18 protein-coding genes are annotated in these 23,829 nt (G+C 59.9%); 7 read left to right on the forward strand and 11 right to left on the reverse strand.

Going from position 1 to position 23,829, the window contains the following annotated elements:
- Positions 1-18 precede the first annotated feature (18 nt).
- The gene (locus BK667_RS14880; protein ID WP_123432313.1) at positions 19-726 is read right to left on the reverse strand and encodes a YebC/PmpR family DNA-binding transcriptional regulator; all 708 of its coding nucleotides are present in this window, start codon (positions 724-726) and stop codon (positions 19-21) included.
- A gap of 234 nt (positions 727-960) precedes the next feature.
- On the opposite strand from BK667_RS14880, the gene BK667_RS14885 reads away from it, so the two are divergent.
- Positions 961-2,355, forward strand: a complete 1,395-nt coding sequence (locus tag BK667_RS14885) for a type VI secretion system Vgr family protein (protein WP_123598067.1) — start codon at positions 961-963, stop codon at positions 2,353-2,355.
- Between the two features lie 160 nt (positions 2,356-2,515).
- Here the strand turns inward: BK667_RS14885 and BK667_RS14890 are convergent, their stop codons facing one another.
- Together BK667_RS14890 and BK667_RS14895 are read right to left on the reverse strand one after the other, a co-directional pair.
- Positions 2,516-3,907, reverse strand: a complete 1,392-nt coding sequence (locus BK667_RS14890) for an FAD-dependent oxidoreductase (protein WP_123513583.1) — start codon at positions 3,905-3,907, stop codon at positions 2,516-2,518.
- Between the two features lie 10 nt (positions 3,908-3,917).
- Positions 3,918-5,243, reverse strand: coding sequence for an MFS transporter (locus BK667_RS14895; protein WP_123598068.1), 1,326 nt, complete (start codon positions 5,241-5,243; stop codon positions 3,918-3,920).
- A gap of 268 nt (positions 5,244-5,511) precedes the next feature.
- Here BK667_RS14895 and BK667_RS14900 point away from each other — a divergent pair, with 268 nt between their 5' ends.
- The gene (locus BK667_RS14900; RefSeq protein WP_123598069.1) at positions 5,512-6,387 is read left to right on the forward strand and encodes a LysR family transcriptional regulator; all 876 of its coding nucleotides are present in this window, start codon (positions 5,512-5,514) and stop codon (positions 6,385-6,387) included.
- A 169-nt stretch (positions 6,388-6,556) separates the two neighbouring features.
- Here BK667_RS14900 and BK667_RS14905 read toward each other — a convergent pair whose 3' ends face one another.
- Positions 6,557-7,420: a LysR substrate-binding domain-containing protein gene (locus BK667_RS14905; RefSeq protein ID WP_123598070.1), complete on the reverse strand. Its 864-nt coding sequence runs from the start codon at positions 7,418-7,420 to the stop codon at positions 6,557-6,559.
- Positions 7,421-7,529: 109 nt separating this feature from the next.
- On the opposite strand from BK667_RS14905, the gene BK667_RS14910 reads away from it, so the two are divergent.
- The 3 genes from BK667_RS14910 to BK667_RS14920 all read left to right on the forward strand — a co-directional run bounded on the left by BK667_RS14910 (position 7,530) and on the right by BK667_RS14920 (position 10,399).
- Positions 7,530-8,639: a 2-aminoethylphosphonate--pyruvate transaminase gene (locus tag BK667_RS14910; protein WP_123598071.1), complete on the forward strand. Its 1,110-nt coding sequence runs from the start codon at positions 7,530-7,532 to the stop codon at positions 8,637-8,639.
- 148 nt (positions 8,640-8,787) lie between these two features.
- Positions 8,788-9,615, forward strand: a complete 828-nt coding sequence (phnX, locus tag BK667_RS14915) for a phosphonoacetaldehyde hydrolase (RefSeq protein WP_123513593.1) — start codon at positions 8,788-8,790, stop codon at positions 9,613-9,615.
- Between the two features lie 223 nt (positions 9,616-9,838).
- Positions 9,839-10,399 (forward strand): cytochrome b, encoded by a 561-nt coding sequence (locus tag BK667_RS14920; RefSeq protein WP_123598072.1) that lies wholly within the window; start codon positions 9,839-9,841, stop codon positions 10,397-10,399.
- Positions 10,400-10,523: 124 nt separating this feature from the next.
- On the opposite strand, the gene BK667_RS14925 is transcribed toward BK667_RS14920, so the two are convergent.
- Together BK667_RS14925 and BK667_RS14930 are read right to left on the reverse strand one after the other, a co-directional pair.
- Positions 10,524-11,432 carry a 1-aminocyclopropane-1-carboxylate deaminase/D-cysteine desulfhydrase gene (locus BK667_RS14925; RefSeq protein ID WP_123598073.1) on the reverse strand — a complete coding sequence of 303 codons (909 nt, stop codon included), beginning with the start codon at positions 11,430-11,432 and terminating at the stop codon, positions 10,524-10,526.
- Positions 11,433-11,574: 142 nt separating this feature from the next.
- On the reverse strand, positions 11,575-13,614 hold the full coding sequence (locus BK667_RS14930; protein WP_123598074.1) for an oxidoreductase: 2,040 nt from the start codon (positions 13,612-13,614) through the stop codon (positions 11,575-11,577).
- 209 nt (positions 13,615-13,823) lie between these two features.
- On the opposite strand from BK667_RS14930, the gene BK667_RS14935 reads away from it, so the two are divergent.
- Both BK667_RS14935 and BK667_RS14940 read left to right on the forward strand, forming a co-directional pair.
- Positions 13,824-14,954 (forward strand): carbon-nitrogen hydrolase family protein, encoded by a 1,131-nt coding sequence (locus tag BK667_RS14935; RefSeq protein WP_123513601.1) that lies wholly within the window; start codon positions 13,824-13,826, stop codon positions 14,952-14,954.
- A gap of 3 nt (positions 14,955-14,957) precedes the next feature.
- Positions 14,958-15,995 carry an AraC family transcriptional regulator gene (locus BK667_RS14940; protein WP_123598075.1) on the forward strand — a complete coding sequence of 346 codons (1,038 nt, stop codon included), beginning with the start codon at positions 14,958-14,960 and terminating at the stop codon, positions 15,993-15,995.
- 351 nt (positions 15,996-16,346) lie between these two features.
- Here the strand turns inward: BK667_RS14940 and BK667_RS14945 are convergent, their stop codons facing one another.
- The 5 genes from BK667_RS14945 to clpX form a co-directional block, all read right to left on the reverse strand.
- Positions 16,347-17,168, reverse strand: a complete 822-nt coding sequence (locus BK667_RS14945) for a DUF2242 domain-containing protein (protein WP_123513606.1) — start codon at positions 17,166-17,168, stop codon at positions 16,347-16,349.
- Positions 17,169-17,386: 218 nt separating this feature from the next.
- Positions 17,387-19,258 carry a SurA N-terminal domain-containing protein gene (locus BK667_RS14950; protein WP_123598076.1) on the reverse strand — a complete coding sequence of 624 codons (1,872 nt, stop codon included), beginning with the start codon at positions 19,256-19,258 and terminating at the stop codon, positions 17,387-17,389.
- A gap of 233 nt (positions 19,259-19,491) precedes the next feature.
- Complete coding sequence (locus tag BK667_RS14955; RefSeq protein WP_002552737.1) at positions 19,492-19,764, reverse strand: HU family DNA-binding protein; 273 nt, start codon at positions 19,762-19,764, stop codon at positions 19,492-19,494.
- Positions 19,765-19,912: 148 nt separating this feature from the next.
- A complete protein-coding gene (gene lon, locus BK667_RS14960) occupies positions 19,913-22,309 on the reverse strand; it encodes an endopeptidase La (RefSeq protein ID WP_123598077.1) in 2,397 nt (798 codons plus the stop codon).
- A gap of 162 nt (positions 22,310-22,471) precedes the next feature.
- Positions 22,472-23,755: an ATP-dependent Clp protease ATP-binding subunit ClpX gene (gene clpX / locus BK667_RS14965; protein WP_007901798.1), complete on the reverse strand. Its 1,284-nt coding sequence runs from the start codon at positions 23,753-23,755 to the stop codon at positions 22,472-22,474.
- Positions 23,756-23,829 lie beyond the last annotated feature (74 nt).

The raw sequence follows: 23,829 nt of genomic DNA on the forward strand, positions 1-23,829 counted from the left end.
TATTACTGACGAAACAAACTAACCCGCCAACCCGACAAACATATCCTGCACATCATCATGGTTATCGAGGCCTTCCAGGAAGGCTTCAACCTCAGCCATTTGCTCATCGCTCAACCCGCTGACCGGGTTCTTCGGCTGGTAGCCCAACTTGGCCGCCAACACGGTAAAACCTTGCTCTGGCAGGGCTTTCTGCACGGCGTCGAGGTCGGCAGGCTCGGTCAGGAACAGGGTCGTGCCCTCTTCTTCGCCCGGCTCGAAATCCTGGGCGCCGGCTTCGATAGCGGCCATTTCCGGGTCGGCGTCAGGGCTGTCCGGGGACGCCTCGATCATGCCGACGTGGTTGAAATCCCAGGCCACTGAGCCGGAAGCGCCCAATTGGCCCTTGCGGAATGCCACGCGGATTTCCGCCACGGTGCGGTTGATGTTGTCGGTGACGCATTCAACGATCAACGGCACCTGATGCGGAGCGAAACCCTCGTAGGTCACGCGATGGTATTGCACGGTTTCGCCCAGCAGGCCTGCGCCTTTCTTGATCGCGCGATCCAGGGTTTCCTTGGGCATCGAGGCTTTCTTGGCCTGCTCGACCACCAGACGCAAGTGTGCGTTGGTGGCAGTATCGGCACCGTTGCGCGCAGCAATGGTGATTTCCTTCACCAGTTTGCCGAAGATCTTGCCCTTGGCGTTTGATGCCGCTTCTTTGTGTTTAACCTTCCACTGTGCGCCCATTACTCACTCTCTTGATCTGTGGCGCCGAGACATCTATTGGCCGACGCATGGCGGCAAGTTTATACGGCCTAAAGTCGGCAATCGACCAAAAATTCCATCCTGTTTACCGCCAAGACGCATCGGCATCTTCAACAGCACTTGTAGGGCAAATCTGAAAAGTCGATTAGCGGTGACTATTCAGGGCCGCGGTTTCGTACCCTCTGCACCCCGTATTTCATGGCAGAAGCGCACTCGATGCACAACGACAAGGAAAGTCCATTCACCCTGACCCTCGTCGAGGCTGACTTGAGTTTGCAGGTGCTGCAGTTCAGAGGCCATGAAGGCCTCAACCAGCTCTTTCGATTCGACATCGAAGTCATCGGCCTGGCCCCGGCCATGAACCTTGATCGGTTGCTGCAACAACCCGCCTTTTTGAGCCTGGGTGCCGACCAGGGCTTTCACGGCATTCTCCACAGCGTCAGCCGCGAACATCGCGGTCCGTACCGGGTCGGCTATCGACTGGAATTGGTGCCGCATCTGCAACACCTCGAACAACAGCCCACCCGCCGGGTGTTTCATCGCCTCAGTGTGCCGGCCATCCTGCGCCAATTATTGGAGGAGCATGCCTTGCCCGGGCACAGCTACCGCTTTGAGCTGAGTACCGGGCACTATCCGGTCCGGCCCTTTTGCATTCAGTACGAAGAAACTGATCTGGCGTTGCTGCATCGGCTCTGCGAAGAGGAAGGCATCCACTATCACTTCGAACATCGCCGCGACGGGCATGTGCTGGTATTGGCCGACGACAGTTTGAGTTTTCCCCAGGAGCCGGTGCTGACGCCTTTCCATGACAATCCCCTCGACGAACCTGCCTATGCCGCGATCCGCGAAATGTTCCAGCGCCATGATTCGCCGCTGCTCCACTCGCCAAAACAGGTTCAAGACAGAAGCGCGGTGGCTGCCAGTTTCGGCGCAGCGAATCATCCGCTGACCGGCAAACCGACGATGAACACCCGCCTCGCGGGCGGGCAGTTGCACCGCGATCAACGCAGCCGCCGGACGTTGGAGCGGCTGCGCTGCCAGCATCGGCAAGTCCATGGCCAAAGCGATGAGACCGGTTTGCTCAGCGGCCGGATCGTGCAGGTGGAGCAGCACCCGATATCGAGTTTCAACGATCAATGGCTGCTGACCGAAATACAGCATCAAGGACAGCAACCCTCGATCCTCGCGGACGAGCCGTTTGAAACGCCCGGCTATTGCAACCGGTTCAGCGCGATTCCCTGGTCAACGGTATTCCGACCCGCGTTCAAACAACCCAGGCCGAGCATACCCGGCTATCAACCGGCGCGAGTGCTGGGCGAATCGGGGCAACCCGTGACGCTGGATGAACAGGGCCGGATTCAGGTCAGCCTGTGGCCGGGATCGGTTGTGCAGGCGACTGACAGTCTCTGGCTACCGGTGGCGGTAGGCGCGTCCGGGCTACCCGTGGCCGGAAGCGATGTGTTCATCAGTTTTCTCGACAGCGACCCGGATCGCCCGGTGATTTGCGCCGGCCCAGGCCTTCAGAATCCACGACCGCCACAGACGCCACCGCCGCGCGGCGATACGCGTCTGCTGTTCGATTGGCTGGTCAACCGCCCGGACATGCCCTGACGCAATGGGGCGAACAAAAAACCACTGTGGCGAGGGGGCTTGCCCCCGTTCGGCAGCGAAGCAGTCGCAATTCCTGCCCATGCGGTGTGCCTGACAGAATGCCGGGGCCGCTTCGCGACCCAACGCGGGCTAGCCCCCTCGCCACAGGTTTTGTGTCGGCTCAGCCCTTGTCGGCCTTCCCCGCCGCCGCTGCGAATTTCGCCAGGCGCACATCCAGATGCCGTGGCCGGCGCCCGTGATCCTCGGCGCGCTCCTTGCGCCGGATCGCGTTGCGCACCATCAACGAACCCAGGTAACGAATCGGCTCCGGCGGGAAGTACCCCAACGGCCCGTTGACCAGCGGCGAGCGGGTCCAAGGGTTGTCCAGGCCTTGCACCATCGAGGCAAGAATCTGCCCGCCCATGTGACACGGCCCAACACCGCTGCCGGAGTAACCGAAGCCATAAAACACGTTGCCGCTGGTGCTCATTTGACCGAAGAACGGCAATCCGGTGACCGAGCGATCCGAAGGGCCGTTCCAGGTGGCCTCGACTTTGACCTCGGCAAACGCCGGAAAGAAGTCCGCCAGGCTATTGCGCAACAACCCGGCATAGGGCGATGGCTGATCGAACACCGGCAGCATTCGCCCACCGTAGGCGAAGGTGTTGCCGCCCTTGCCGAGCATGATCCGGCCGTCCGGGGTGTTGTGGTAGTAGTGCACGAAAATCCGCGAATCGAGCACGGTGACGCCGCTGGTCAAACCGATTTCATTCAGCAAGTCCGGGCGTGGCTCGGTGATCAGCATGTCGCTGGAGACAATCGCCACGCTGCGTTCGAACTGCGGGAACGCCCGGGCCATCCAGGCGTTCATCGCCAGTACCACCCGATCCGCCTGGACGGTGCCGTTCGGGGTTTTAATCCCCGCCGGTTTGCCTTCCTCCAGCCCGGTCATGGCCGTGTTTTCATGAATCCGCACGCCCAGTTGCAAGGCAACCCGACGCAAGCCGCGCACCAGTTTGCCCGGTTGCACACTGGCCGCCGCCGGGGAAAACCAGCCTTCCAGGTGTTTGCTGGAACCGGCCATGCGTTGCACGTCCGCTACCGGCCGCTGGCTGAATGAGTTGATGCCGTTGCGTTCCAGTGCCGCGATCACCGCATCCGTCGAGCCGCATTGGGCGCGGTTGGTTGCGGTATAGAGCGTACCGTCGAGGCGGTAATCGGCATCCACCCCGTACTGTTCGCAGAAGGCGCCGATGGCGTGGATGCTGCGCTCCGATTCCTTGACCAGCCGCACCGCTTCCTCGACACCGAACAAGCGCTCCAGGGTGAAGTACTTGGCCGACCACGACAACGCGCAACCGCCGTTGCGCCCACTGGCGCCAGCGCCACAGATATCGGCCTCGATCAGCAACACATCAAGCTCAGGGTTTTGCTCCTTGAGCATGATCGCGGTCCACAGCCCGGTGTAGCCGCCGCCGACGATGCACACGTCGGCGCGGGTGTCGCCCGCCAATGGCTCGCACGGCGCGCAGGGCTCCGCCGCCAGCGCTTGGTCCAGCCAGAAAGGTCTCATGGGGGTTTCCTCAGGTACGCAGGGGTTTGATGGTCATCGGTTGATTGGGCACGAAGGCGCAGTCGAGGCTCAGGCCAGCCGGGCGGCTGTTCCAGTGCGGGATCAGGACGAAGGCCGAAAACATCGCGCAACCGGCGAAGATGATGAACACCGTCACCGAGTCGAAATACCCCGGCAGCAAGCCGCCGAGAATCGCCCCGACCGAACCGCAGCCATTCACAAACCCCGCCGCCGTGGCGCCAGCCTTGGCCGTGCCGAAATCAATCGCCGCCGCGCCGCTGATCATCGAGTCAGGGCCGTAAAGGGTCAGGCCCATGACGAACAGCAACGCCACCACCAGCATCACGCTGCCGGTGTGCAAAGCGCCCATGAACAGCGCCAGGGAAACCGTCAGTGCCAACAGACTGATCACACAGGCCGGCATGCGTCGGGCGCCGAACAGTTTGTCCGAGGCCAGGCCAATCATGATCGGTCCCAGCAGCCCGGCCAGTTCAAAAGACGTCGGAATAATCGCCGCACCGACCTTGCCCACCGAGGGCATTTGCTCGAAAACGATCACCGGCCCCCACAACAGAATCGCGTAGCGCGCCGGTTTCAACAGGAAGTACGAGAGCCCGAGCACCAGCACGGTGCGGTTGCGCAGGATTTCCTTCAACGGCTCCCACACGCTGATCTTGCTTTGTGCGTAAGCCTCCTCGCTGCTCAGCTCCGGTTCCGGCTCCACGGCGGGTAAGCCGACGTCTTCCGGTTTGTTGCGTTGGAAAATAAAAAACAGCACGGCGACCAGCCCAACCACCGCCGCACTGGAAATGAATGCTGCGTGCCAAGTGCCCACCAGCGTGTAAGCCCACCAACCGGCGAACGGTGAGGCCACCAGTCCGCCGAAGGCATAACAGGAACTCCATAACCCCAGCACCCGCCCGCGCTGCTCGGCGGGGAAGAAACTGCCGATGTTCTTGCACAGCCCCGACCATCCGGTGGACTGGGCCAGTCCCTGGATCAGCATGCAGGTGGCGAAGATCGGCAACGTGGCGAAATTGCCCATCACCAGTGCCGCCGCCGCGGAAATCAGCAAGCCGCCGAGTACCACGACCCGTGGGCCGAAGCGGTCGGCGAGGATGCCCCAGGTGAATTGGCCGATGGCGTAGGCGGTCAGGTAAATCGCGTCGAGGTTGGCCATGGCCATTTTGTCGAGCATGAAGGTGGGGTCTTCGGCGATCCCCAGTTTGGCGACCGAAAAGGCTTTGCGGGTGAAGTAGAAAGCGGCGTAAGCGAGCCAGGTGATGGCGAAGATCTGCACGCGCCAACGCTTGATGGTGCCGATGTGCTTGTTCATGGTGGTTCTGACCTCAGGGTGTGAGTGTGCCGGCAGAAATTGAGAAATAACGCCTGTTTTTTTATTGTTGAGCACTTCGATATCGCGGCTTCCCTGAAGCGATACCGGTCAGATGAGTCCTGCTGTTGCACCTGCAGGCTCATGGCACCCGATGCTGTTCGACTGACCAGTCACCGGGGCTGAGGCCGATAAAAACAATTACTGATTAATAAGTGAAATCGATTTATCGTATTTCCAATATAAGTTCAGCTTGTTACTGGAGGTTTCGATGTCGGTTTCCCACGCCCAACTCAAAGCCTTCCACGCCGTGGCCGTTCACGGAAGCTTCACCAGGGCCGCCGAGCGGCTATTCCTCACGCAACCGGCGATTTCCGACCAAGTGCGCAAACTCGAAGAACGCTTCGGCGTGTTGCTGTTCCACCGCAACAAACGCTCGGTGCGCCTGACGGATTTGGGTGAGCGCTTGCTGAGCATCACCCAGCGCCTGTTCGTCATCGAGGCCGAAGCCCAGGAGCTGTTGCAGGATTCCCGGGCGTTGCAGACCGGCAGCCTGATCCTCGCCGTGGACGCGCCGGTCCATGTGCTGCCGCAGATCGCCCGGTTTTGTGAGCGCTACCCTGGCATCAGCGTGAAGATCGAGACCGGCAACACCGATGAATCGCTGTTTCGGCTGTTCAACTATCAGGCGGATTTGGCGTTGCTGGGGCGGGAAGTCAGCGACGAGCGCTTGATCTCGTTGCCGCTGCGCAATGACCCGATGGTGGCGTTCGTCTCGCGCAATCATCCCTGGGCGGATCGCGAGTCGATTTGCCTGGCGGACCTGGACGACACGCCGTTGGTGCTGCGGGAAATCGGCTCGGTGACGCGACAGACCCTGGAAGAAGAAATGGCCGGTGCCGGGTTGCGGATTCGCCCGGCGATTCAGGTCGAAGGCCGGGAAGCGGCGCGCGAAGCGGTGGTGGTGGGAATTGGGGTTGGCGTGGTTTCGGCTGCGGAGTTTGGCGCGGATTCACGGGTGTGCGCATTGCCGATTACTGACTGCAAGCGCCGGCTGACGGAGACGCTGGTGTGCCTGCGCGAGCAGAGTTCGCGGCGGGTGGTGGCGACGTTTCTAGAGATGGTGCGCGAGAGCCTGCCCAAATGATCGTCCTCACGTTGATCGTTCCCACGCTCCGCGTGGGAATGCAGCCCGGGACGCTCCGCGTCCCAAAGCGGACGCGGAGCGTCCATTGAGGCATTCCCACGCGGAGCGTGGGAACGATCAACGCGATTCCCGTAGGAGCGAGGCTTGCCCGCGAAGGCCGCGCCTCGGTCTACCGGTCTGGCGCCAACCCGAAAAACGCCTGGATCAAGCGCAAATCCCGCCGCCGCTCCATGCAGCCGATCATGTGTCGATTGACCAACCCTTCCCCCACAATCGGCACCGCCACCACCCTCGGGTCATGGCTGACTTCCACCGACGACACCACCCCAACCCCCAGTTCAGCCGCGACGGCCTCAGTCACCGCCTCCCGACTGTCCAACTCCAGCAACACCCGCGGATTGACCTTTGCCTGAGCGCAGGCATCATCAAACGTGCGCCGGGTTATCGAACTCGGTTCGCGCAACACCATGATCACCTGATCCAGTTCCTTGAGTTGCACATCCCTGGAACGTTGCGCCCACGGATGCCCGGCCGGCACCAGCGCGCAGATCCGTGATTCGCTTAACGCTTGCAGATGCAGGCCCTTGCGCGGTTCGACTTCGGTCAGCACCGCGACATCAGCGTGTTCGGACAGCAACGCGGCGAGGGTTTCCTGGGCATTGCCCAAACGCAGGTTCACGGTGATCCCCGGATAACGCGCCCGCAGGCTGGCGAGCATCGGCATGACCATGTGCGGCCCGTCCGCTGCCACTTCCAGGCGCCCGGTGAGTAATTGGCGGTTGGCCTCCAGCATCACTTGCGCCTCTTCCGCCAGGCCGAACATCGCCCGAGTGATCGCCGCCAGTTTGGTGCCCTCCTCCGTCAGCTCCACCCGTCGGGCGGTGCGGCGCAGCAGGATGATTTGGTAGTGCTCTTCCAGCGCCTTGATGTGCCCGGTGACCGCCGGTTGGCTGATGAACAGCCGTGCGGCGGCCCGGGTAAAGCTGCCTTCCCGGGCCACGGCGTCGAACGCGCGGAGCTGGAACAGATTCATGAATAACCCTCGCTGATGGCTGGCATAACAACAAACAATTTGATTGATGCGACGGCAAATTGCAATTTAAGCCCCGTAGCGTCATCCCATCGATTGCGAGGACATGAGAATGAGTACTGCCGAACCCATCCTGCTCACCCCCGGCCCGTTGACTACTTCGGCCCGCACCCGCCAGGCGATGATGGTCGACTGGGGTTCATGGGATGACCGTTTCAACCAACTGACCGCCAGCCTGTGCGAACAACTGCTGACCATCATCAACGGTGCCAACAGTCACCACTGCGTGCCCCTGCAAGGCAGCGGCACCTTCGCCGTCGAAGCCGCCATCGGCACGCTGGTGCCTCGCGATGGCAAAGTTCTGGTGCTGATCAACGGCGCCTACGGCAAACGCCTGGCGAAGATCTGCGAAGTGCTCGGTCGCCCGTTCAGCACCTTCGAAACCGCCGAAGACGAACCGACCACCGCCGCCGATGTGGATCGCCTGCTGCGGGCTGACCCGAGCATTACTCACATCGCGCTGATTCACTGCGAAACCAGCACCGGCATTCTTAACCCGCTGCCGGAAATCGCCCAAGTCATTGCGCAACACGGCAAACGCTTGATCATCGACGCCATGAGTTCCTTCGGCGCCCTGCCGATCGATGCGCAACAGGTGCCGTTCGACGCGCTGATCGCCGCTTCGGGCAAGTGCCTGGAAGGGGTGCCGGGGATGGGTTTTGTGTTCGCTCGCAAGGAATCCCTGGCGAATGCCGGCGGTAACTCGCACTCCCTGGCGATGGATCTGTTCGACCAGCACACCTACATGGCCAAGACCGGCCAGTGGCGCTTCACCCCGCCGACCCACGTGGTCGCGGCGCTGCACGAAGCCCTGCTGCAATACAACGAAGAAGGTGGCTTGCCAACGCGGCATCAGCGCTACGCCAATAACTGCCAGGTGTTGCTTGATGACATGGCCAAACTCGGTTTGCGCAGTTTCCTGCCCGCCGCGATCCAGGCGCCGATCATCGTCACCTTCCACGCCCCGAAAGACCCTCGCTACCAGTTCAAGGAGTTCTACGAACGGGTCAAGGCCAAGGGTTTCATCCTCTATCCCGGCAAATTGACCCAGGTCGAAACCTTCCGCGTCGGCTGCATCGGCCACGTCAACCCGCCAGAAATGCACGCGGCGGTGGCGGCGATTGCCGAGGTGTTGCAGGAAATGGAAGTCATCGAAATCTGATTACGCCTCAGCCCCCTGTGGGAGCGAGCTTGCTCGCGATAGCGGACTGTCATTCAACATCGACGTCGGCAGACAGGACCTCATCGCGAGCAAGCTCGCTCCCACAAAAAGCCTCGCTCACCTAATTAGCTAACAGGATCTGATCACCATGAACTACACCACCCCTACCAAACTCCAGGCCGCCATCCTCGACTGGGCCGGCACCGTGGTCGATTTCGGCTCGTTCGCGCCAACGCAGATTTTTGTCGAGGCTTTCGCCGAGTTCGACGTCCAGGTTTCCATCGAAGAAGCCCGCGGGCCGATGGGCATGGGCAAGTGGGACCACATCCGCACTCTGTGCGATCAGCCGCAAGTGGCCGAGCGTTATCGCAAGGCCTTCGGCCGCACGCCGACCGACGACGACGTCACCGCGATCTACAAACGCTTCATGCCGCTGCAAATCGAGAAAATCGCCGAGCATTCGGCGCTGATCCCCGGCGCCCTGGACACCATCGCCAACCTGCGCCAGCAAGGGATCAAGATCGGTTCGTGCTCCGGCTACCCGAAACAGGTCATGGACAAAGTCGTGGAACTGGCCGCCACCAACGGTTACGTCGCCGACCACGTAGTCGCCACCGACGAAGTGCCCAACGGTCGCCCATGGCCGGCCCAGGCCCTGGCCAACGTCATCGCCCTGGGCATCGACGATGTCGCGGCCTGCGTGAAGATCGACGACACCGTGCCTGGGATTCTTGAAGGTCGCCGCGCGGGCATGTGGACCGTGGCGCTGATCTGCTCCGGCAATGCGCTGGGCCTGGACTACGCGGGTTATCAGGCCCTCGGCAGTGAGGAACTGGCCAGCGAGCGCAAGCGTATTCACGCAATGTTCGAAGGCTCGCGGCCGCACTACATGATCGACACCATCACCGATTTGCCCCAGGTGATCGCCGATATCAACAAGCGCCTGGCCAATGGCGAAATGCCGCAAACCGCCTGACCCACCGCCCACCTTGTAGGAGCATGGCTTGCCCGCGATGACAGTCTCAAGGACGCCATCGCGGGCAAGCCATGCTCCTACAGGGTGTTTTATTGTCAATTAGCTGAACCAGAGCATTGAACGGGCAAATCGCCTCAGGCAAATACGGCAAAACAGGATTACAGTTAAAGCACAGTGCCGCACAAGAACGGCGCTTTGAGCATTGACCTGTGGAGAGCCCCGTATGCCCTGGAAGAACTCCGACTCACGCTACAGCACGGTGTCGATCGCGTTGCACTGGCTAATGCTGGTGCTGCTGATCCTGGTTTACGCTTGCATCGAATTTCGCGGGATCTTTCCCAAAGGCAGTGGCGGCCGGACGCTGATCACCGAATCGCACTTCATGCTGGGCCTGACGGTGTTTGTGCTGGTGTGGCTGCGGCTGTTCGCCCGTAGCCTGGGCCCGGCGCCGCAAATCTTTCCGGCTTCGCCACATTGGCAAATCACCCTCGCCAAACTGATGCACTGGGCGTTGTACCTGTTCATGATCGCCATGCCGCTGCTCGGTTGGCTGGTGACCAGCGCCAAAGGGCATCAGGTGATGTTCTACGGGGTTGACCTGCCGTTGCTGGTGTCTGAGGACAAGGTACTGGCCAAGCGGATCCAGGGCTGGCATGAACTGGGCGGCACGATCGGCTATTGGCTGATCGGCCTGCATGCGGTGGCCGGGCTGTATCACCACTATGTGGTGGGGGATAACACCTTGTTGCGGATGATGCCCAAAAGGGTCAGCCGCAATACCTGAAACCACCACCAATCCCCTGTGGGAGCGAGCCTGCTCGCGAAAGAGGTGGGTCAGTCGATCCATGTGTCGACGGGTACACCGCATTCGCGAGCAGGCTCGCTCCCACAGGGAGAAATGTGTCGGGTCAGTTGAAGCCGCGGCGGCCCTGCAGGCCGCCGGTGTGGATGAAGATCAGCCGCGTACCCTTGGGAAATCTCCCCGCTTCGACTTGCTGTTTGAGGGCCAGCAACGCCTTGCCGGTGTACAGCGGTTCCAAAGGAATACCGCTGACCTGCTCGGTCTTCTCGATGAACTCAAGCAACAGCGGATCAACCTTGGCAAACCCGCCGCGACTGGCGTCGAACAGTTCATAAGCCGAATCCGCCCCTGCCACAATCGCTTCAACCTGCTGCGCCACACCGTGATCCTCGGGCACCGCCAACGCGCCATAGACCGGATGCTCCCCCGCCTCGGCCAGCACCAGCCCAGCCAGGGTGGTGCCGGTTCCGCAGGCCAGCCACCAGCCGTCGTAGTCGTTCCAGCCCAGCCCGGCCCGTTGCTCACAAACCTGATCCTTGAGCCCCATGCAGCCCTGCGCCCCAAGCAAACCTGCGCCCCCTTCCGGCACCGGATGCAGCGTCGGGTATAGCGCTTGCCACGGTTGCCAGAAACCCGGTTCATGCCGCGCGCGATAACCGCCGTAGCCCAGCCAGTGCAGTTGCATGCCGAAGTCTTGCAGGTCCGTCACGGTCGGAGTGACTTGTGGATGTCCGCGCAGTAATCCGACAGTTTTGAAGCCCAGGCGTTTACCGGCGGCGGCGAGTGCGTGCAGATGATTGGAATGAGCGCCACCGAGGCTGATGATGCCGTCGGCACCGGCGCTGTCCGCGGCGTTGAGGTGTTCGATGAGTTTGAACCACTTGTTGCCGCTGATCAGCGGGTCGATTTGGTCCAGGCGCAGGATCGCGACTTCGATGTTGGCGGCGGTGAGCCAGTCGAGGTGCAGGGGTTCTAGAGGGGCTTGGGGGAGCCAGTCGTTGGGAGGGAGGAGCATTGAGGCCGGCTCTGGTGATAGAGCCAGCATCTTAGCAGCAGACAGGACGCCATCGCGGGCAAGCCTTGCTCCTACAGGTGTACGACCTCAACCGTAGGAGCAAAGCTTGCTCGCGATGGCCATTGGCAAATTCAGCCGCTGATTACAACTCGGCAGCGAGGCGCGAACCCTGGTTGATCGCCCGCTTCGCATCCAGCTCCGCCGCCACGTCCGCGCCGCCAATCAAATGCACGTTCTGCCCGGCTGCGACCAGACCCTCCTGCAACTCGCGCAACGGGTCCTGCCCGGCGCAGATCACGATGTTGTCCACCGCCAGCACTTGCGGCTCGCCGGTTTCGCCGATGCGGATGTGCAGGCCTTCGTCGTCGATCTTCAGGTATTCAACGCTGTTGAGCATCTGCACCTGCTTGTTTTTCAGACCGGTGCGGTGAATCCAGCCCGTGGTCTTGCCCAAGCCGTCGCCAACCTTGGAAGTCTTGCGTTGCAGCAGGAACACTTCGCGGGCCGGTGCATGCACCTGAGCCTTGATCCCGGCCACACCGCCGCGTGCCTCAAGGTGCGTGTCGATGCCCCACTCTTTCCAGAACGCCGCGCGGTCCAGGCTGGTGGCCACGCCTTCGTGAACCAGGAACTCCGAGACGTCGAAACCGATACCACCGGCGCCGATCACCGCCACGCGTTTGCCCACGGGTTTGCGCTCGAGGATCACGTCCAGGTAACTCAGCACCTTGGCGTTCTCGACACCCGGAATGGCCGGGGTGCGCGGCGCGATGCCGGTGGCGAGGATGATTTCGTCGTAACCGCCGGCCACCAGTTGCGCCACATCGACGCGGGTGTTCAGGCACACCTCGACGTTGGTGGTCTGCAACTTGCGGTTGAAGTAGCGCAGGGTTTCGAAGAATTCTTCCTTGCCCGGCACACGCTTGGCGATGTTGAACTGGCCGCCGATTTCGCTCGCCGAATCGAACAACGTCACCGAATGCCCACGCTCGGCAGCCACGGTGGCAGCGGAAAGACCCGCCGGCCCGGCACCGACCACGGCGATTTTCTTGATCTGTTGCACCGGCAAATAGTTAAGCTCGGTTTCATGACAGGCCCGCGGATTCACCAGGCAACTGGTCAGCTTGCCGCCGAAGGTGTGATCGAGGCACGCCTGGTTACAGCCGATGCAGGTGTTGATTTCATCAGCACGACCCGCAGCAGCCTTGTTGACGAAATCCGCGTCGGCGAGGAACGGCCGCGCCATGGAGACCATGTCGGCATCGCCTTCAGCCAGGATCTGCTCGGCGATTTCCGGGGTGTTGATGCGGTTGGTGGTGATCAGCGGAATGTTCACCGAACCCCGCAGCTTGGCCGTCACTTTGCTGAACGCCGCTCGCGGCACTTTGGTGGCGATGGTTGGAATCCGCGCTTCGTGCCAACCAATGCCGGTGTTGATGATCGTTGCACCGGCCTGCTCGATAGCTTTGGCCAGGGTGACAATTTCTTCCCAACTGCTGCCGCCTTCTACGAGGTCGAGCATCGACAGGCGGAAAATAATGATGAAGTTCGGGCCCACCGCTTCTCGCACGCGACGGACGATTTCCACCGGCAAACGCATACGGTTTTCGTAGCTGCCGCCCCAACGGTCGGTGCGGTGGTTGGTGTGGGCCGCGAGGAACTGGTTAATGAAATAACCTTCGGAACCCATGATCTCGACGCCGTCGTACTCGGCGGTCTGCGCCAGGACCGAACAGGTGACGAAATCACTGATCTGCTTCTCGATACCTTCCTCATCCAGCTCTTTAGGCTTGAACGGGTTGATCGGCGCCTGGATCGCACTCGGCGCTACCTGTTTCGGGCTGTAGGCATAACGCCCGGCGTGGAGAATCTGCATGCAAATCTTGCCGCCCGCCTCGTGCACCGCGCGGGTGACGATCTGGTGCTTGAGCGCTTCTGCCTCGGTGGTCAGCTTGGCCGCGCCGGAATACACACCGCCCTCATCGTTCGGGCCGATACCGCCGGTGACCATCAGGCCCACGCCGCCCCGGGCACGTTCGGCAAAATACGCCGCCATGCGCTCGAAACCGCCGGGTTTTTCTTCCAGACCGGTGTGCATCGACCCCATCAGGGTGCGGTTACGCAGCGTGGTAAAACCCAGGTCCAGCGGGGCCAGCAGGTGCGGGTAATGAGCGGCGGCCATCGGTAACTCCACATCGAGCGATCACGGAAAAATGCAGGAGCTCTTCGGCGCCTGTCAGTCATGTGCCACAGACTAAGAGTCGCGTGGTTGTCACTCAATGACCCAAACTGACAACTTATTGATCCAAATGCGCAGCGCCCCTTGGCAAGCGCTAACTGGCGCCCTACCCTAGTCGACGAATCCTGCACACGGCTGTTGACTGCTTTCCCATGCGCAAACTTCTGTACCTGACCTTTTCCATGGCGCTGGTCGCCGCCCTCACGACCTACGCCATGTGGGCCGCGGACCGTCCGGTGGGCCATTACCTGTCGGACCTGCGGATCAACCTCGCGGTCGATCAAGGCAACCCGGCCGATCGCGGCAACCTGCTGGGCATCCAGCCCGAGCTGTTCCCCACCGACTACCAAAGCCCCGAGCGCCTGCATCGCAAGCTCGCGGCCTATCTGCAAAAGGCCCAGGACCAGGGCCTGCTGAATGAAAAAACCATCGTCGTGCTGCCTGAACATGTCGGCACGTGGCTGATGGTCAGCGGCGAGAAAGATGAGCTGTATCAGGCCAGCACGCTCAAGGAAGCGATGAACTGGCTGGCGGCGAGCAATCCGTTGCAATTCGTCCGCGCCCTGATCAGCGCCACGGGCACCAATCGTCTGGATGACGCTCACTTGCGCATGAAAGCCAAAGGCATGGCCAAGGATTACCAGGCGCTGTTCGGCGGTCTGGCGAAAGAATTCCATGTCACGCTGGTGGCCGGTTCGATCGTATTGCCTGAGCCCAGCGTCATCGATGGCAAACTGAAAATCGGTCACGGTGCGCTGTACAACAGCAGCGTGGTGTTCGGTCGCGACGGTTTGCCGATCGGCCAGCCGCAACGGCAGATGCACCCGATCTTCGATGAACAGGACACCCTCGCCGCCAATACCGAGCACACGGTCAACGTGATCGACACCCCGGCCGGACGCCTGGGGATCCTGATCGGCAGCGACAGCTGGTACCCGGACAACTACCGCAAACTCGACGAACAGGGTGCGCAACTGGTGGCGGTGCCGGCATTCGTGGTCGGGCACGGGACCTGGGACAAACCGTGGCGCGGTTACAAAGGCGCGTCGACGCCGGGCTCCGTCAGCCTCAAGGCCGGCGAACTCAGCGAAGGCCAGGCCTGGCATCGCCTGACGCTGATCGCCCAGCCACCCAGCAGTCAGGCAATTGCCGGCATGAGTGTGTTCTTGCGTGGACAGTTCTGGGACAAGGGCAGCGCCGGTCAGAGCTTTCTCAGCAGCAATGGCCAGCACTCCGCCGACGGCGATACCCGTGGCGCACGCTTGCTGAACCTGTGGTTATAAACAATGAAGCCGCAGCCGATGCGCCTCGGGGATTTGTCGGTGGGCTTCGTTCACAGCCTGGCCGATGCCGTGCGCAGCCATGGCGCCGATCCTCAGCCATTGCTCGACCAATACGGCCTGGACGCCGCCCGCCTCGGTGAAGCCGGCGCGCGGCTGTCGATCCCGCGCTACATGCGCGTTGGCCACGGGGCAATTCAGCTGACTGCCGACCCGGCGCTGGGTTTGCGCATGGGGCAGCTCAGTCGCTTGAGTCAGGCCGGTTTGGCGGGGGTCACCGCCGCCCAGGCGCCGACGGTTCGGGAAGCCGCGCGATGCCTGATTCGCTTCGAAGCTTTGTACGGTTCCAACTATCGCGGCCAGTCGAGCTTTCACGAAGACGCCAAGGGTGCGTGGCTGCGGTTCTATTCCATCAGCCCTTACAACGCCTACAACCGCTTCGTGGTGGACTCGATCATTGCCGGCTGGTTGCAACAATTATCCAGCGTGTGCCTAACCCCGCTGCGCGCCGAACGCATCGAAATCGAATTCGAAGAACCGCCGTATAGAGAAGCCTACAACGTGTTCGATGGCCCGATTCAGTTCGGCGCCGAACACAATCAACTGCGCCTGAGCCTGGCCAGCCTCGCCCAACGCAACCCGCAACACTGCCCGAGCACGTGGAAGCACTTGCTGCAATTGTGTGAACGGGAACTGGAACAGCTGACACGCACCCGCAGCCTGCGTGAACGAGTCACTCAGTTGCTGGGGCCGTTGCTCAATGGTGGCCGGGAACCCGACCTGGAAGAAGTGGCGGCACGCCTGAAGCTGCCAACCTGGACCTTGCGTCGCAAACTCGCCGAGGAAGGCACGCAATTCCGTGCAATTCTCAACGACACTCGCCGCGACCTGGCCATGACCTACATTCGCGATACCGAACTGGCGTTCGGGGAAATCGCCTATCTGCTGGGCTTTGCCTCAGCCGAAGCCTTTCAACGGGCCTTCAAACGCTGGAACGGCCAGACACCTGGCGAGTATCGCCGCAGTCACCGCCAATCCGCGTGAAGCCTTAAAGTTCAGTTGCGTCTTCAGCCGGTTCCAGCGGATCCAGTTCAAACGCCGAATACTCGAGCAACTCTTCTTGATACTCATCCATTGTGGTGTCCCCCTGTCGCTCATTGAAAATCGCCTGATCAAGTGACCAGCGCCTTGAGCATAAAGTGCCCGCGTGAAAGAAAAATGACGCTCACACGACACTCGTTCGCTACTAAATAAAACGTAGCAGGTGGTCAGGAATTTATCACAGGATTTTTTCGATACAGGCCGTAGGACAACGGCCTGGTTTGACGTGGATCAAGCTTGACGGCCGTTACGGGAGACGTGTCGTGCGACACGCTCGCGTAACGCCTGGAGCGCTTACTGGGCCGGGATAGGTTCGCTTGGGGCCGGCATGTTGTCCGGGTGCGACGGTGGCGTGATGTTTTCAGTGGCCGGCGCTGGCTCAGAGGTTTCAACCGGCGTGATCGGGGTGGACTCCGCTGGCGGAGCGACCGGCTCAGAGGCGGCAGGTGCGGCTTCGACAGGCGCTGGGGCAGCAGCAGGCTGGGCGGCGGGTGCCGGTGTTGGCGCCAGTGCCGCCGGGGCAGCCTTGGCTTCAGGCACACCCAAGTCAGTTTTCGGCTTCTCGACAATGTGCGCCGCTTTCTTCGCTTCCGGCGGCAGGAACAATTCCACCAGAGTAAAGAAACGCTCATAAAACTTGGTTGAGGACACGGTTTCGCTGGCGACCTTGACCATCGAATCATCGGACGAGCCGATCGGCATCGATACCGAGCCCAACACGCCGACGCCGAGGCTGGCGGAGTTATTGGTCTTCTTCAGCGCATAGCGGTCCTGCAAGGCGTTGGCGAACATGGTCGCATGGTGCCCTTCGGAGCCATCATCGGCACAGACCACACTGAAGCTGATCTCCATATGGGTTTCGCCGGTTTGCTGGAAGCTTTTGTGGCCGCTGACCAGTTTCGGATCGCTGCTGGTGATGATGTAGCCCTGGCTGAGCAAGGCACGACGGGCGGCTTCGCAAGTCTGCGCGTCGGTCACCGGATAGCTGCGAGAAAACGTTCCGGAATCGTCGAAGTTCTCATGCTCATAGATGGCGGCTTTTTTCGACGAACAACCGGCAGCGATGGCCAGCACCAGGGCCAGCCCTACAACACGCATGGGAATTGATCTAAACATTGAACATCCTGAGAGAAAACGGTCCGGGGCGTATTGTGCAACAGATCGTTGCTTAGGTGCGTATCGATTAGTGTCTTAAAACGGTTACAGGTGTGTTGACCGTTATATGGGGGAAAAGTCGCATATCGTCGGTGGTTTCCGATGGACAGGGCAAAGATCAAAAAAAAACCCCAGCCTTTCGGCCGGGGTCTTTGTGTAGCGCCAAACTCAGCCAGCCATCAATAACGCTTGATGTCAGCCTCGCCTTCCAACTGCTTGCGGTAGGCCGCAAAGTCTTGCTGGCCAATGCGCGACGCGAGGAAGCGACGGTATTGAGCCTTCTCTTCGTCGGTCGGCGCCGCAGCTTCGTTCACGCCGTTCAAGCGCACGATCACCAGGCTTCCGTCGGCCAGGGTCACGCTGCTGAACGTCGGCTTGTCCTTGGCGGCAGGCTTAGGCATGCGGAACAGCGCTTGCAGCACAGTTGGGTCAACCCCTTCCTGCGCACGCGTAGCGGCTGCGGTGACTTTCCAGCCTTGGCCGTCAATCGCCTTGTCCAGCGGTGTCTTGCCCTCGCGCAGGCTGACGATCAACTCATCGGCCTTGGTCTTGGCGGCAGCACTGGCGTGCTCCTTGGCCAATTGCGTACGGATGCTGGCGGCAACGCTTTCGAGCGGCAACTGCGAAGGCTTCAAGTGCTCCTTGGCGCGCAACACGATCACGGTTTCCGGATCGAGCTCGATGGCGGTGCTGTTGGCACCTTCATCCAGCACTTCAGGGCTGAACGCTGCAGTGACCACGGCACGGTTGGCCGCAACACCTTCGCCACCCTCACGGCCGAAAGGCGCGGAGGTATGGACGGTCAGTTTCAAGTCTTGTGCTGGCTGGGCCAGATCGGACGCTTCGAACGACGAGTCTTCCAGTTGCTTGGTCGCCTCGACGAAACGCTGCTCGACCTGCTGGGTCTTCAGCTCACGGGTCAGCTTGCCTTTGAGGCTGGCCAACGTCGGAACTTCCGGCGCTTCAACGCCCAACAGTTTGATCAGGTGGAAACCGAAGTCAGTGCGGATTGGCTCCGACACCTGGTCCTTGCTCAACGAATACAGGGCTTTTTCAAACGCTGGATCGTAGACACCAGGACCAGCGTAACCGAGGTCACCGCCATTGTTCGCCGAACCCGGATCCTGGGAGAATTCCTTGGCCAACGCCTCGAACTTCTCGCCTTTGGCCAGGCGCGCCTGCACTTCTTCGATCTTGGCCTTGGCTTGCGCCTCGGTCACCTTGTCGTTCACTTCGATCAGAATGTGCGCAGCCCGGCGTTGTTCGGCCAGGTTGGCGGTTTCTTTCTGATACGCCGCTTGCAGGTCTTCGTCCTTGACGCTGACCTCATCAAAGAAGGCTGCCTTCTTCAATTCCAGGTAATCGATGACGACCTGATCCGGCGTCATGAATTCCTTGGCGTGTTCGTCGTAGTAAGCCTTGACCTCATCGTCGGTCAGTTTCACTGCCGCCGGGTCAGCCTTGATGTTCAGGGTAGCGAAATCACGGGTCTGTTTTTCCAGACGGGCGAAGGCCAGTACCTGTGCATCAGTCACGAAACCACTGCCGGCCAGGCCAGCACGCAACTGACCGATCAGCATTTCCTGAGCCAGCATCTGGCGGAATTGCATACGGCTGTAGCCCAGCTGACGGATCACCTGGTCGAAACGCTCAGGGCTGAACTTGCCGTCGGCCTGGAATTCAGGCGTCTGCAGGATCACCTGGTCCAAAGCGGCTTCGGAGAAAGCGAATTTCGATTTTTCTGCGCCTTGCAGCAGCAGTTTGCGATCGATCAGGCCTTTGAGGGCCGATTCGCGCAGCATTTTTTCGTCAAGCAAGGAAGCATCGAAATCCTTGCCCAGCTGTTGCATCAGCTGACGGCGTTGCATATCGACGGCCTGGCTCAGCTCGTTCTGGCTGATTTCTTCGCCGTTGACCTTGGCCGCATCATTGCTGTGCGTCGTGGCCTTGAAAATAGCGTCGAAACCGGTCAAAGCCATCAGTGCAACGATGACCCCGATAATGGTCTTGGCAATCCAGCCTTGTGAATTGTCCCTGATATTCTGCAGCATGCGTCCCCCAGAAACGGTTGAACTTCAAAATTAGGCAACCGTGGAGCGTGGGTAGAATCCGGATAGAAGAAAGGCGCATCCGGGGATGCGCCTTCTCGTAACTGGCGGAGCGGACCGAGGGTTCGAACTTGCGACCCTCGGTGTCTCAGATCAACGACTTGTTGGCTGGACTACCGCTCCGCTGCCAGGTCAGGCATGACCCCGACCCGGATAGGCAAAAACCTGAATCGAACTTAGTTGACAGCTTCTTTCAGTGCTTTACCGGCTTTGAAACCTGGTTTTTTGGCTGCAGCGATTTCCAGCGTCTTGCCAGTCTGTGGGTTACGACCGATGCGAGCTGGGCGATCAGTGACGGAGAACGTACCGAAACCAACCAGAACAACGGAGTCGCCAGCCTTGAGAGCGCCAGTGACGGATTCGATTACAGCGTCCAGCGCACGGCCAGCAGCAGCTTTCGGGATATCAGCGGATGCAGCGATAGCATCAATCAGTTCCGACTTGTTCACTCTAAGTCCCCTTATATCTATTTGAGTATGATTCTAAGTTTTTTGGTGAAAGCAAAAACGAGTGCTGAATGGCCTACAGACACTTAAGAGCCGCTTTATAACAAGGGCTCTAAAAAGCTGTCAAGGAAGCCCCCCAGGCAAATGCGTACTAATGCGTGCTAATTCTTTCCTTAGAGTCAGACTCGCGTTTTTCATCCTTTGCAACTATCTCCGGAGCCACATCCGGCAAGGGCTCCGGCGCGTATTGCAGCGCAATTTGCAGGACCTCGTCAATCCATTTAACCGGTTTAATCTGCAGATCTTGCTTAATATTGTCAGGAATTTCCTTCAGATCGCGTACGTTCTCTTCAGGAATGATCACAGTCTTGATCCCGCCGCGGTGAGCCGCCAGCAGTTTTTCCTTCAATCCACCGATCGCCAGCACCTGGCCACGCAGGGTAATTTCGCCGGTCATGGCGACGTCCGCGCGTACAGGAATCCCGGTCAATGCTGACACCAGGGCCGTGCACATGCCTACACCAGCGCTAGGGCCGTCTTTCGGGGTCGCCCCTTCCGGCATATGGATATGCGTGTCGCGCTTCTCGTGGAAGTCCAGGGGGATCCCCAGGCTCTTGGCACGGCTGCGGACCACGGTCAGTGCGGCGGTGATCGACTCGACCATCACATCACCCAGGGAACCGGTCTTGATCAACTGGCCTTTGCCCGGCACGACGGCGGCTTCGATGGTCAGCAGTTCGCCGCCCACTTGAGTCCACGCCAGGCCGGTCACTTGACCGATCTGATCCTGGGATTCAGCCAGGCCGTAACGGAATTTACGCACGCCGAGGAAGTGTTCCAGCATGTCTGCGGTGACCTTCACCGAGAAGCGTTTTTCCAGTGCGTGCTCTTTGACCGTCTTGCGGCAAACCTTGGCAATCTGGCGCTCAAGCCCCCGTACACCGGCTTCGCGGGTGTAGTAGCGGATGATGTCGCGGATCGCTTCGGCGTCGAATTCCAGCTCGCCTTTCTTCAGGCCGTTGGCAGTAATCTGCTTCGGCGAGAGGTATTTGACAGCGATGTTGATCTTCTCGTCTTCGGTGTAGCCCGGCAGACGAATCACTTCCATCCGGTCCAGCAGCGCCGGTGGAATGTTCATGGAGTTGGAGGTGCAAAGGAACATCACATCGGACAGGTCGTAATCGACTTCCAGATAGTGATCGTTGAAATTGTGGTTCTGCTCGGGATCGAGCACTTCCAGCAACGCCGACGCCGGGTCACCACGCATGTCACTGCCCATTTTGTCGATTTCATCGAGCAGGAACAGCGGGTTGCGGACGCCCACCTTTGTCATCTTTTGAATCAATCTTCCTGGCATCGAACCGATGTAAGTACGGCGATGACCACGAATTTCCGCTTCATCACGCACGCCACCGAGGGCCATGCGGACGAATTTGCGGTTGGTGGCGTGAGCAATCGACTCCGCCAGGGAGGTTTTACCCACCCCAGGAGGACCGACCAGGCACAACACCGGACCACGAATCTTCTTCACGCGCTTTTGCACGGCGAGGTATTCGAGGATGCGTTCTTTGACTTCGTCCAGACCGTAGTGGTCGGCATCGAGAATGTCTTCTGCACGAGCCAGGTCCAGACGCACCTTGCTCTGAGCTTTCCACGGCACCTGGACCAGCCAATCAATGTACGAACGCACCACCGTCGCTTCCGCGGACATTGGCGACATTTGCTTGAGCTTGTTCAGTTCGCCCTGGGCCTTGGCCAAGGCATCTTTTGGCAGGCCGGCGGCATCGATGCGCTTTTTCAGCTCTTCGATTTCGTTGTGGCCTTCTTCGCTGTCGCCGAGTTCTTTCTGAATAGCCTTCATCTGCTCATTCAGGTAGTACTCGCGCTGACTGCGCTCCATTTGCTTTTTGACACGGCCGCGAATGCGTTTTTCGACTTGCAGCAGATCGATCTCGGCATCCAGCAACGCCAGGACGTGCTCGACCCGGGCCGACAAATCGATGATTTCGAGGATTTCCTGCTTCTGCTCGATCTTCAGGGCCATGTGCGCGGCCATGGTGTCGACCAGGCGGCCTGGCTCGTCGATGCTGTTGAGCGACGACAGGACTTCAGCCGGGACTTTCTTGCCCAACTGCACATATTGTTCAAACTGAGCCAGCAGGCTGCGAACGAACACTTCCGACTCGCGCTCAGGCGCGTCGACTTCGTCGATCAGCGAGACTTCGGCACGGCAGTGACCGTCCACTTCGCTGAAGCGCTCCACGGCGCCCCGCTGCTCGCCTTCGACCAGAACCTTGACGGTGCCGTCAGGCAGCTTGAGCAGTTGCAGAACGGTGGCGATGGTACCTACGCGATAAAGTGCTTCTTCACCGGGATCGTCGTCAGCAGGGTTTCTCTGAGCCAGCAGAAGGATCTGCTTGTCGCCCGTCATCGCAGCCTCGAGGGCTTCGATGGATTTCTCGCGCCCCACGAACAGCGGGATAACCATGTGCGGATAAACCACGACATCACGCAATGGCAAGAGAGGCAATTCGATGGTTGTCTTCATGATTTCGCCTCTACGGCGGCCATATGGCCGTAAACAGATGGAAGTAAGCTTGAAACCAAGATGGGGGCTGCTTTCAAAAAAAACAAGCGCAAAGAGGGTGTTAAAAACGCTTTAAAAGAAAAGGGGCCCGAAGGCCCCTTCTTTGTTCCAGCAGCGTGACGCTTAAGCGTCTGGCGCGGCCTTGGCTGTCGGCTCACTGTTTTCGTAGATATACAGTGGCTTGGACTTGCCTTCGATAACACTTTCATCGATCACTACTTTGCTCACCTCGGACTGCGAGGGGATTTCATACATAGTGTCGAGCAATACACCTTCAAGAATCGAACGCAGTCCACGGGCACCGGTTTTGCGTTCCAGGGCACGTTTGGCGACCGATTTCAGTGCGTCGGCCCGGAATTCCAGGTCCACGCCTTCCATCTCGAACAACTTGGCGTATTGCTTGGTCAGAGCATTTTTCGGCTCGGTGAGAATCTGCATCAAAGCAGCTTCATCAAGCTCGTCCAGCGTAGCGAGGACCGGCAGACGACCGACGAACTCCGGGATCAGACCGAACTTGACCAAATCGTCAGGCTCGACTTCACGCAGGGACTCACCGACTTTCTTGCCTTCTTCCTTGCTGCGCACTTCTGCGTTGAAACCGATACCACCTTTGGTGGAACGATTTTGGATAACTTTTTCCAGACCGGAGAAAGCACCACCGCAGATGAACAGGATGTTACGGGTGTCGACCTGAAGGAATTCCTGCTGCGGATGCTTGCGGCCACCTTGCGGCGGAACGGAAGCGACCGTGCCTTCAATCAACTTGAGCAGGGCCTGCTGCACGCCTTCACCGGAAACGTCCCGGGTGATCGACGGGTTGTCAGACTTGCGCGAGATCTTGTCGATCTCATCGATGTAGACAATGCCCATTTGGGCTTTTTCTACGTCGTAATCGCACTTCTGCAGCAGCTTCTGAATGATGTTCTCGACATCTTCACCTACATAACCCGCCTCGGTGAGGGTGGTTGCGTCGGCGATGGTGAACGGAACGTTCAGCAAGCGGGCCAGTGTTTCGGCAAGCAGGGTTTTACCCGAGCCTGTCGGGCCGATCAGCAAGATGTTGCTTTTGCCGAGTTCGACGTCGTCATTCTTTTTGTCACGCTGGTTCAGACGCTTGTAGTGGTTGTATACCGCTACGGCCAGAACCTTTTTCGCACGCTCCTGACCAATCACGTACTGATCAAGGATGCCGCTGATTTCTTTAGGCGATGGCAATTTATGCGCGCTGCTCTCGGCCTGGGCTTCCTGCACCTCCTCACGGATGATGTCATTGCACAGGTCGACGCACTCGTCGCAAATAAAGACCGAGGGGCCGGCAATCAATTTGCGCACTTCATGCTGGCTTTTGCCACAGAAGGAGCAATAGAGCAGCTTGCCGTTGTCCTCGCCGTTGCGGGTGTCAGTCATTCGTTCGATCCAAATCCGATAGGCTTGCAACACAAGATGAAGGCTATTGCGGGCTTTTTCAAGCCCGCTAGTGA

Source organism: Pseudomonas frederiksbergensis (assembly GCF_003732705.1).
Taxonomy (GTDB): Bacteria; Pseudomonadota; Gammaproteobacteria; order Pseudomonadales; family Pseudomonadaceae; genus Aquipseudomonas; species Aquipseudomonas frederiksbergensis_F.

What these genes read in the sequence shown, in the direction of transcription:
- BK667_RS14880 (WP_123432313.1), bottom strand. Translation starts at nt 726, where the DNA reads ATGGGCGCACAGTGGAAGGTTAAACACAAAGAAGCGGCATCAAACGCC.
- BK667_RS14885 (WP_123598067.1), top strand. Translation starts at nt 961, where the DNA reads ATGCACAACGACAAGGAAAGTCCATTCACCCTGACCCTCGTCGAGGCT.
- BK667_RS14890 (WP_123513583.1), bottom strand. Translation starts at nt 3,907, where the DNA reads ATGAGACCTTTCTGGCTGGACCAAGCGCTGGCGGCGGAGCCCTGCGCG.
- BK667_RS14895 (WP_123598068.1), bottom strand. Translation starts at nt 5,243, where the DNA reads ATGAACAAGCACATCGGCACCATCAAGCGTTGGCGCGTGCAGATCTTC.
- BK667_RS14900 (WP_123598069.1), top strand. Translation starts at nt 5,512, where the DNA reads ATGTCGGTTTCCCACGCCCAACTCAAAGCCTTCCACGCCGTGGCCGTT.
- BK667_RS14905 (WP_123598070.1), bottom strand. Translation starts at nt 7,420, where the DNA reads ATGAATCTGTTCCAGCTCCGCGCGTTCGACGCCGTGGCCCGGGAAGGC.
- BK667_RS14910 (WP_123598071.1), top strand. Translation starts at nt 7,530, where the DNA reads ATGAGTACTGCCGAACCCATCCTGCTCACCCCCGGCCCGTTGACTACT.
- phnX (WP_123513593.1), top strand. Translation starts at nt 8,788, where the DNA reads ATGAACTACACCACCCCTACCAAACTCCAGGCCGCCATCCTCGACTGG.
- BK667_RS14920 (WP_123598072.1), top strand. Translation starts at nt 9,839, where the DNA reads ATGCCCTGGAAGAACTCCGACTCACGCTACAGCACGGTGTCGATCGCG.
- BK667_RS14925 (WP_123598073.1), bottom strand. Translation starts at nt 11,432, where the DNA reads ATGCTCCTCCCTCCCAACGACTGGCTCCCCCAAGCCCCTCTAGAACCC.
- BK667_RS14930 (WP_123598074.1), bottom strand. Translation starts at nt 13,614, where the DNA reads ATGGCCGCCGCTCATTACCCGCACCTGCTGGCCCCGCTGGACCTGGGT.
- BK667_RS14935 (WP_123513601.1), top strand. Translation starts at nt 13,824, where the DNA reads ATGCGCAAACTTCTGTACCTGACCTTTTCCATGGCGCTGGTCGCCGCC.
- BK667_RS14940 (WP_123598075.1), top strand. Translation starts at nt 14,958, where the DNA reads ATGAAGCCGCAGCCGATGCGCCTCGGGGATTTGTCGGTGGGCTTCGTT.
- BK667_RS14945 (WP_123513606.1), bottom strand. Translation starts at nt 17,168, where the DNA reads ATGTTTAGATCAATTCCCATGCGTGTTGTAGGGCTGGCCCTGGTGCTG.
- BK667_RS14950 (WP_123598076.1), bottom strand. Translation starts at nt 19,258, where the DNA reads ATGCTGCAGAATATCAGGGACAATTCACAAGGCTGGATTGCCAAGACC.
- lon (WP_123598077.1), bottom strand. Translation starts at nt 22,309, where the DNA reads ATGAAGACAACCATCGAATTGCCTCTCTTGCCATTGCGTGATGTCGTG.
- clpX (WP_007901798.1), bottom strand. Translation starts at nt 23,755, where the DNA reads ATGACTGACACCCGCAACGGCGAGGACAACGGCAAGCTGCTCTATTGC.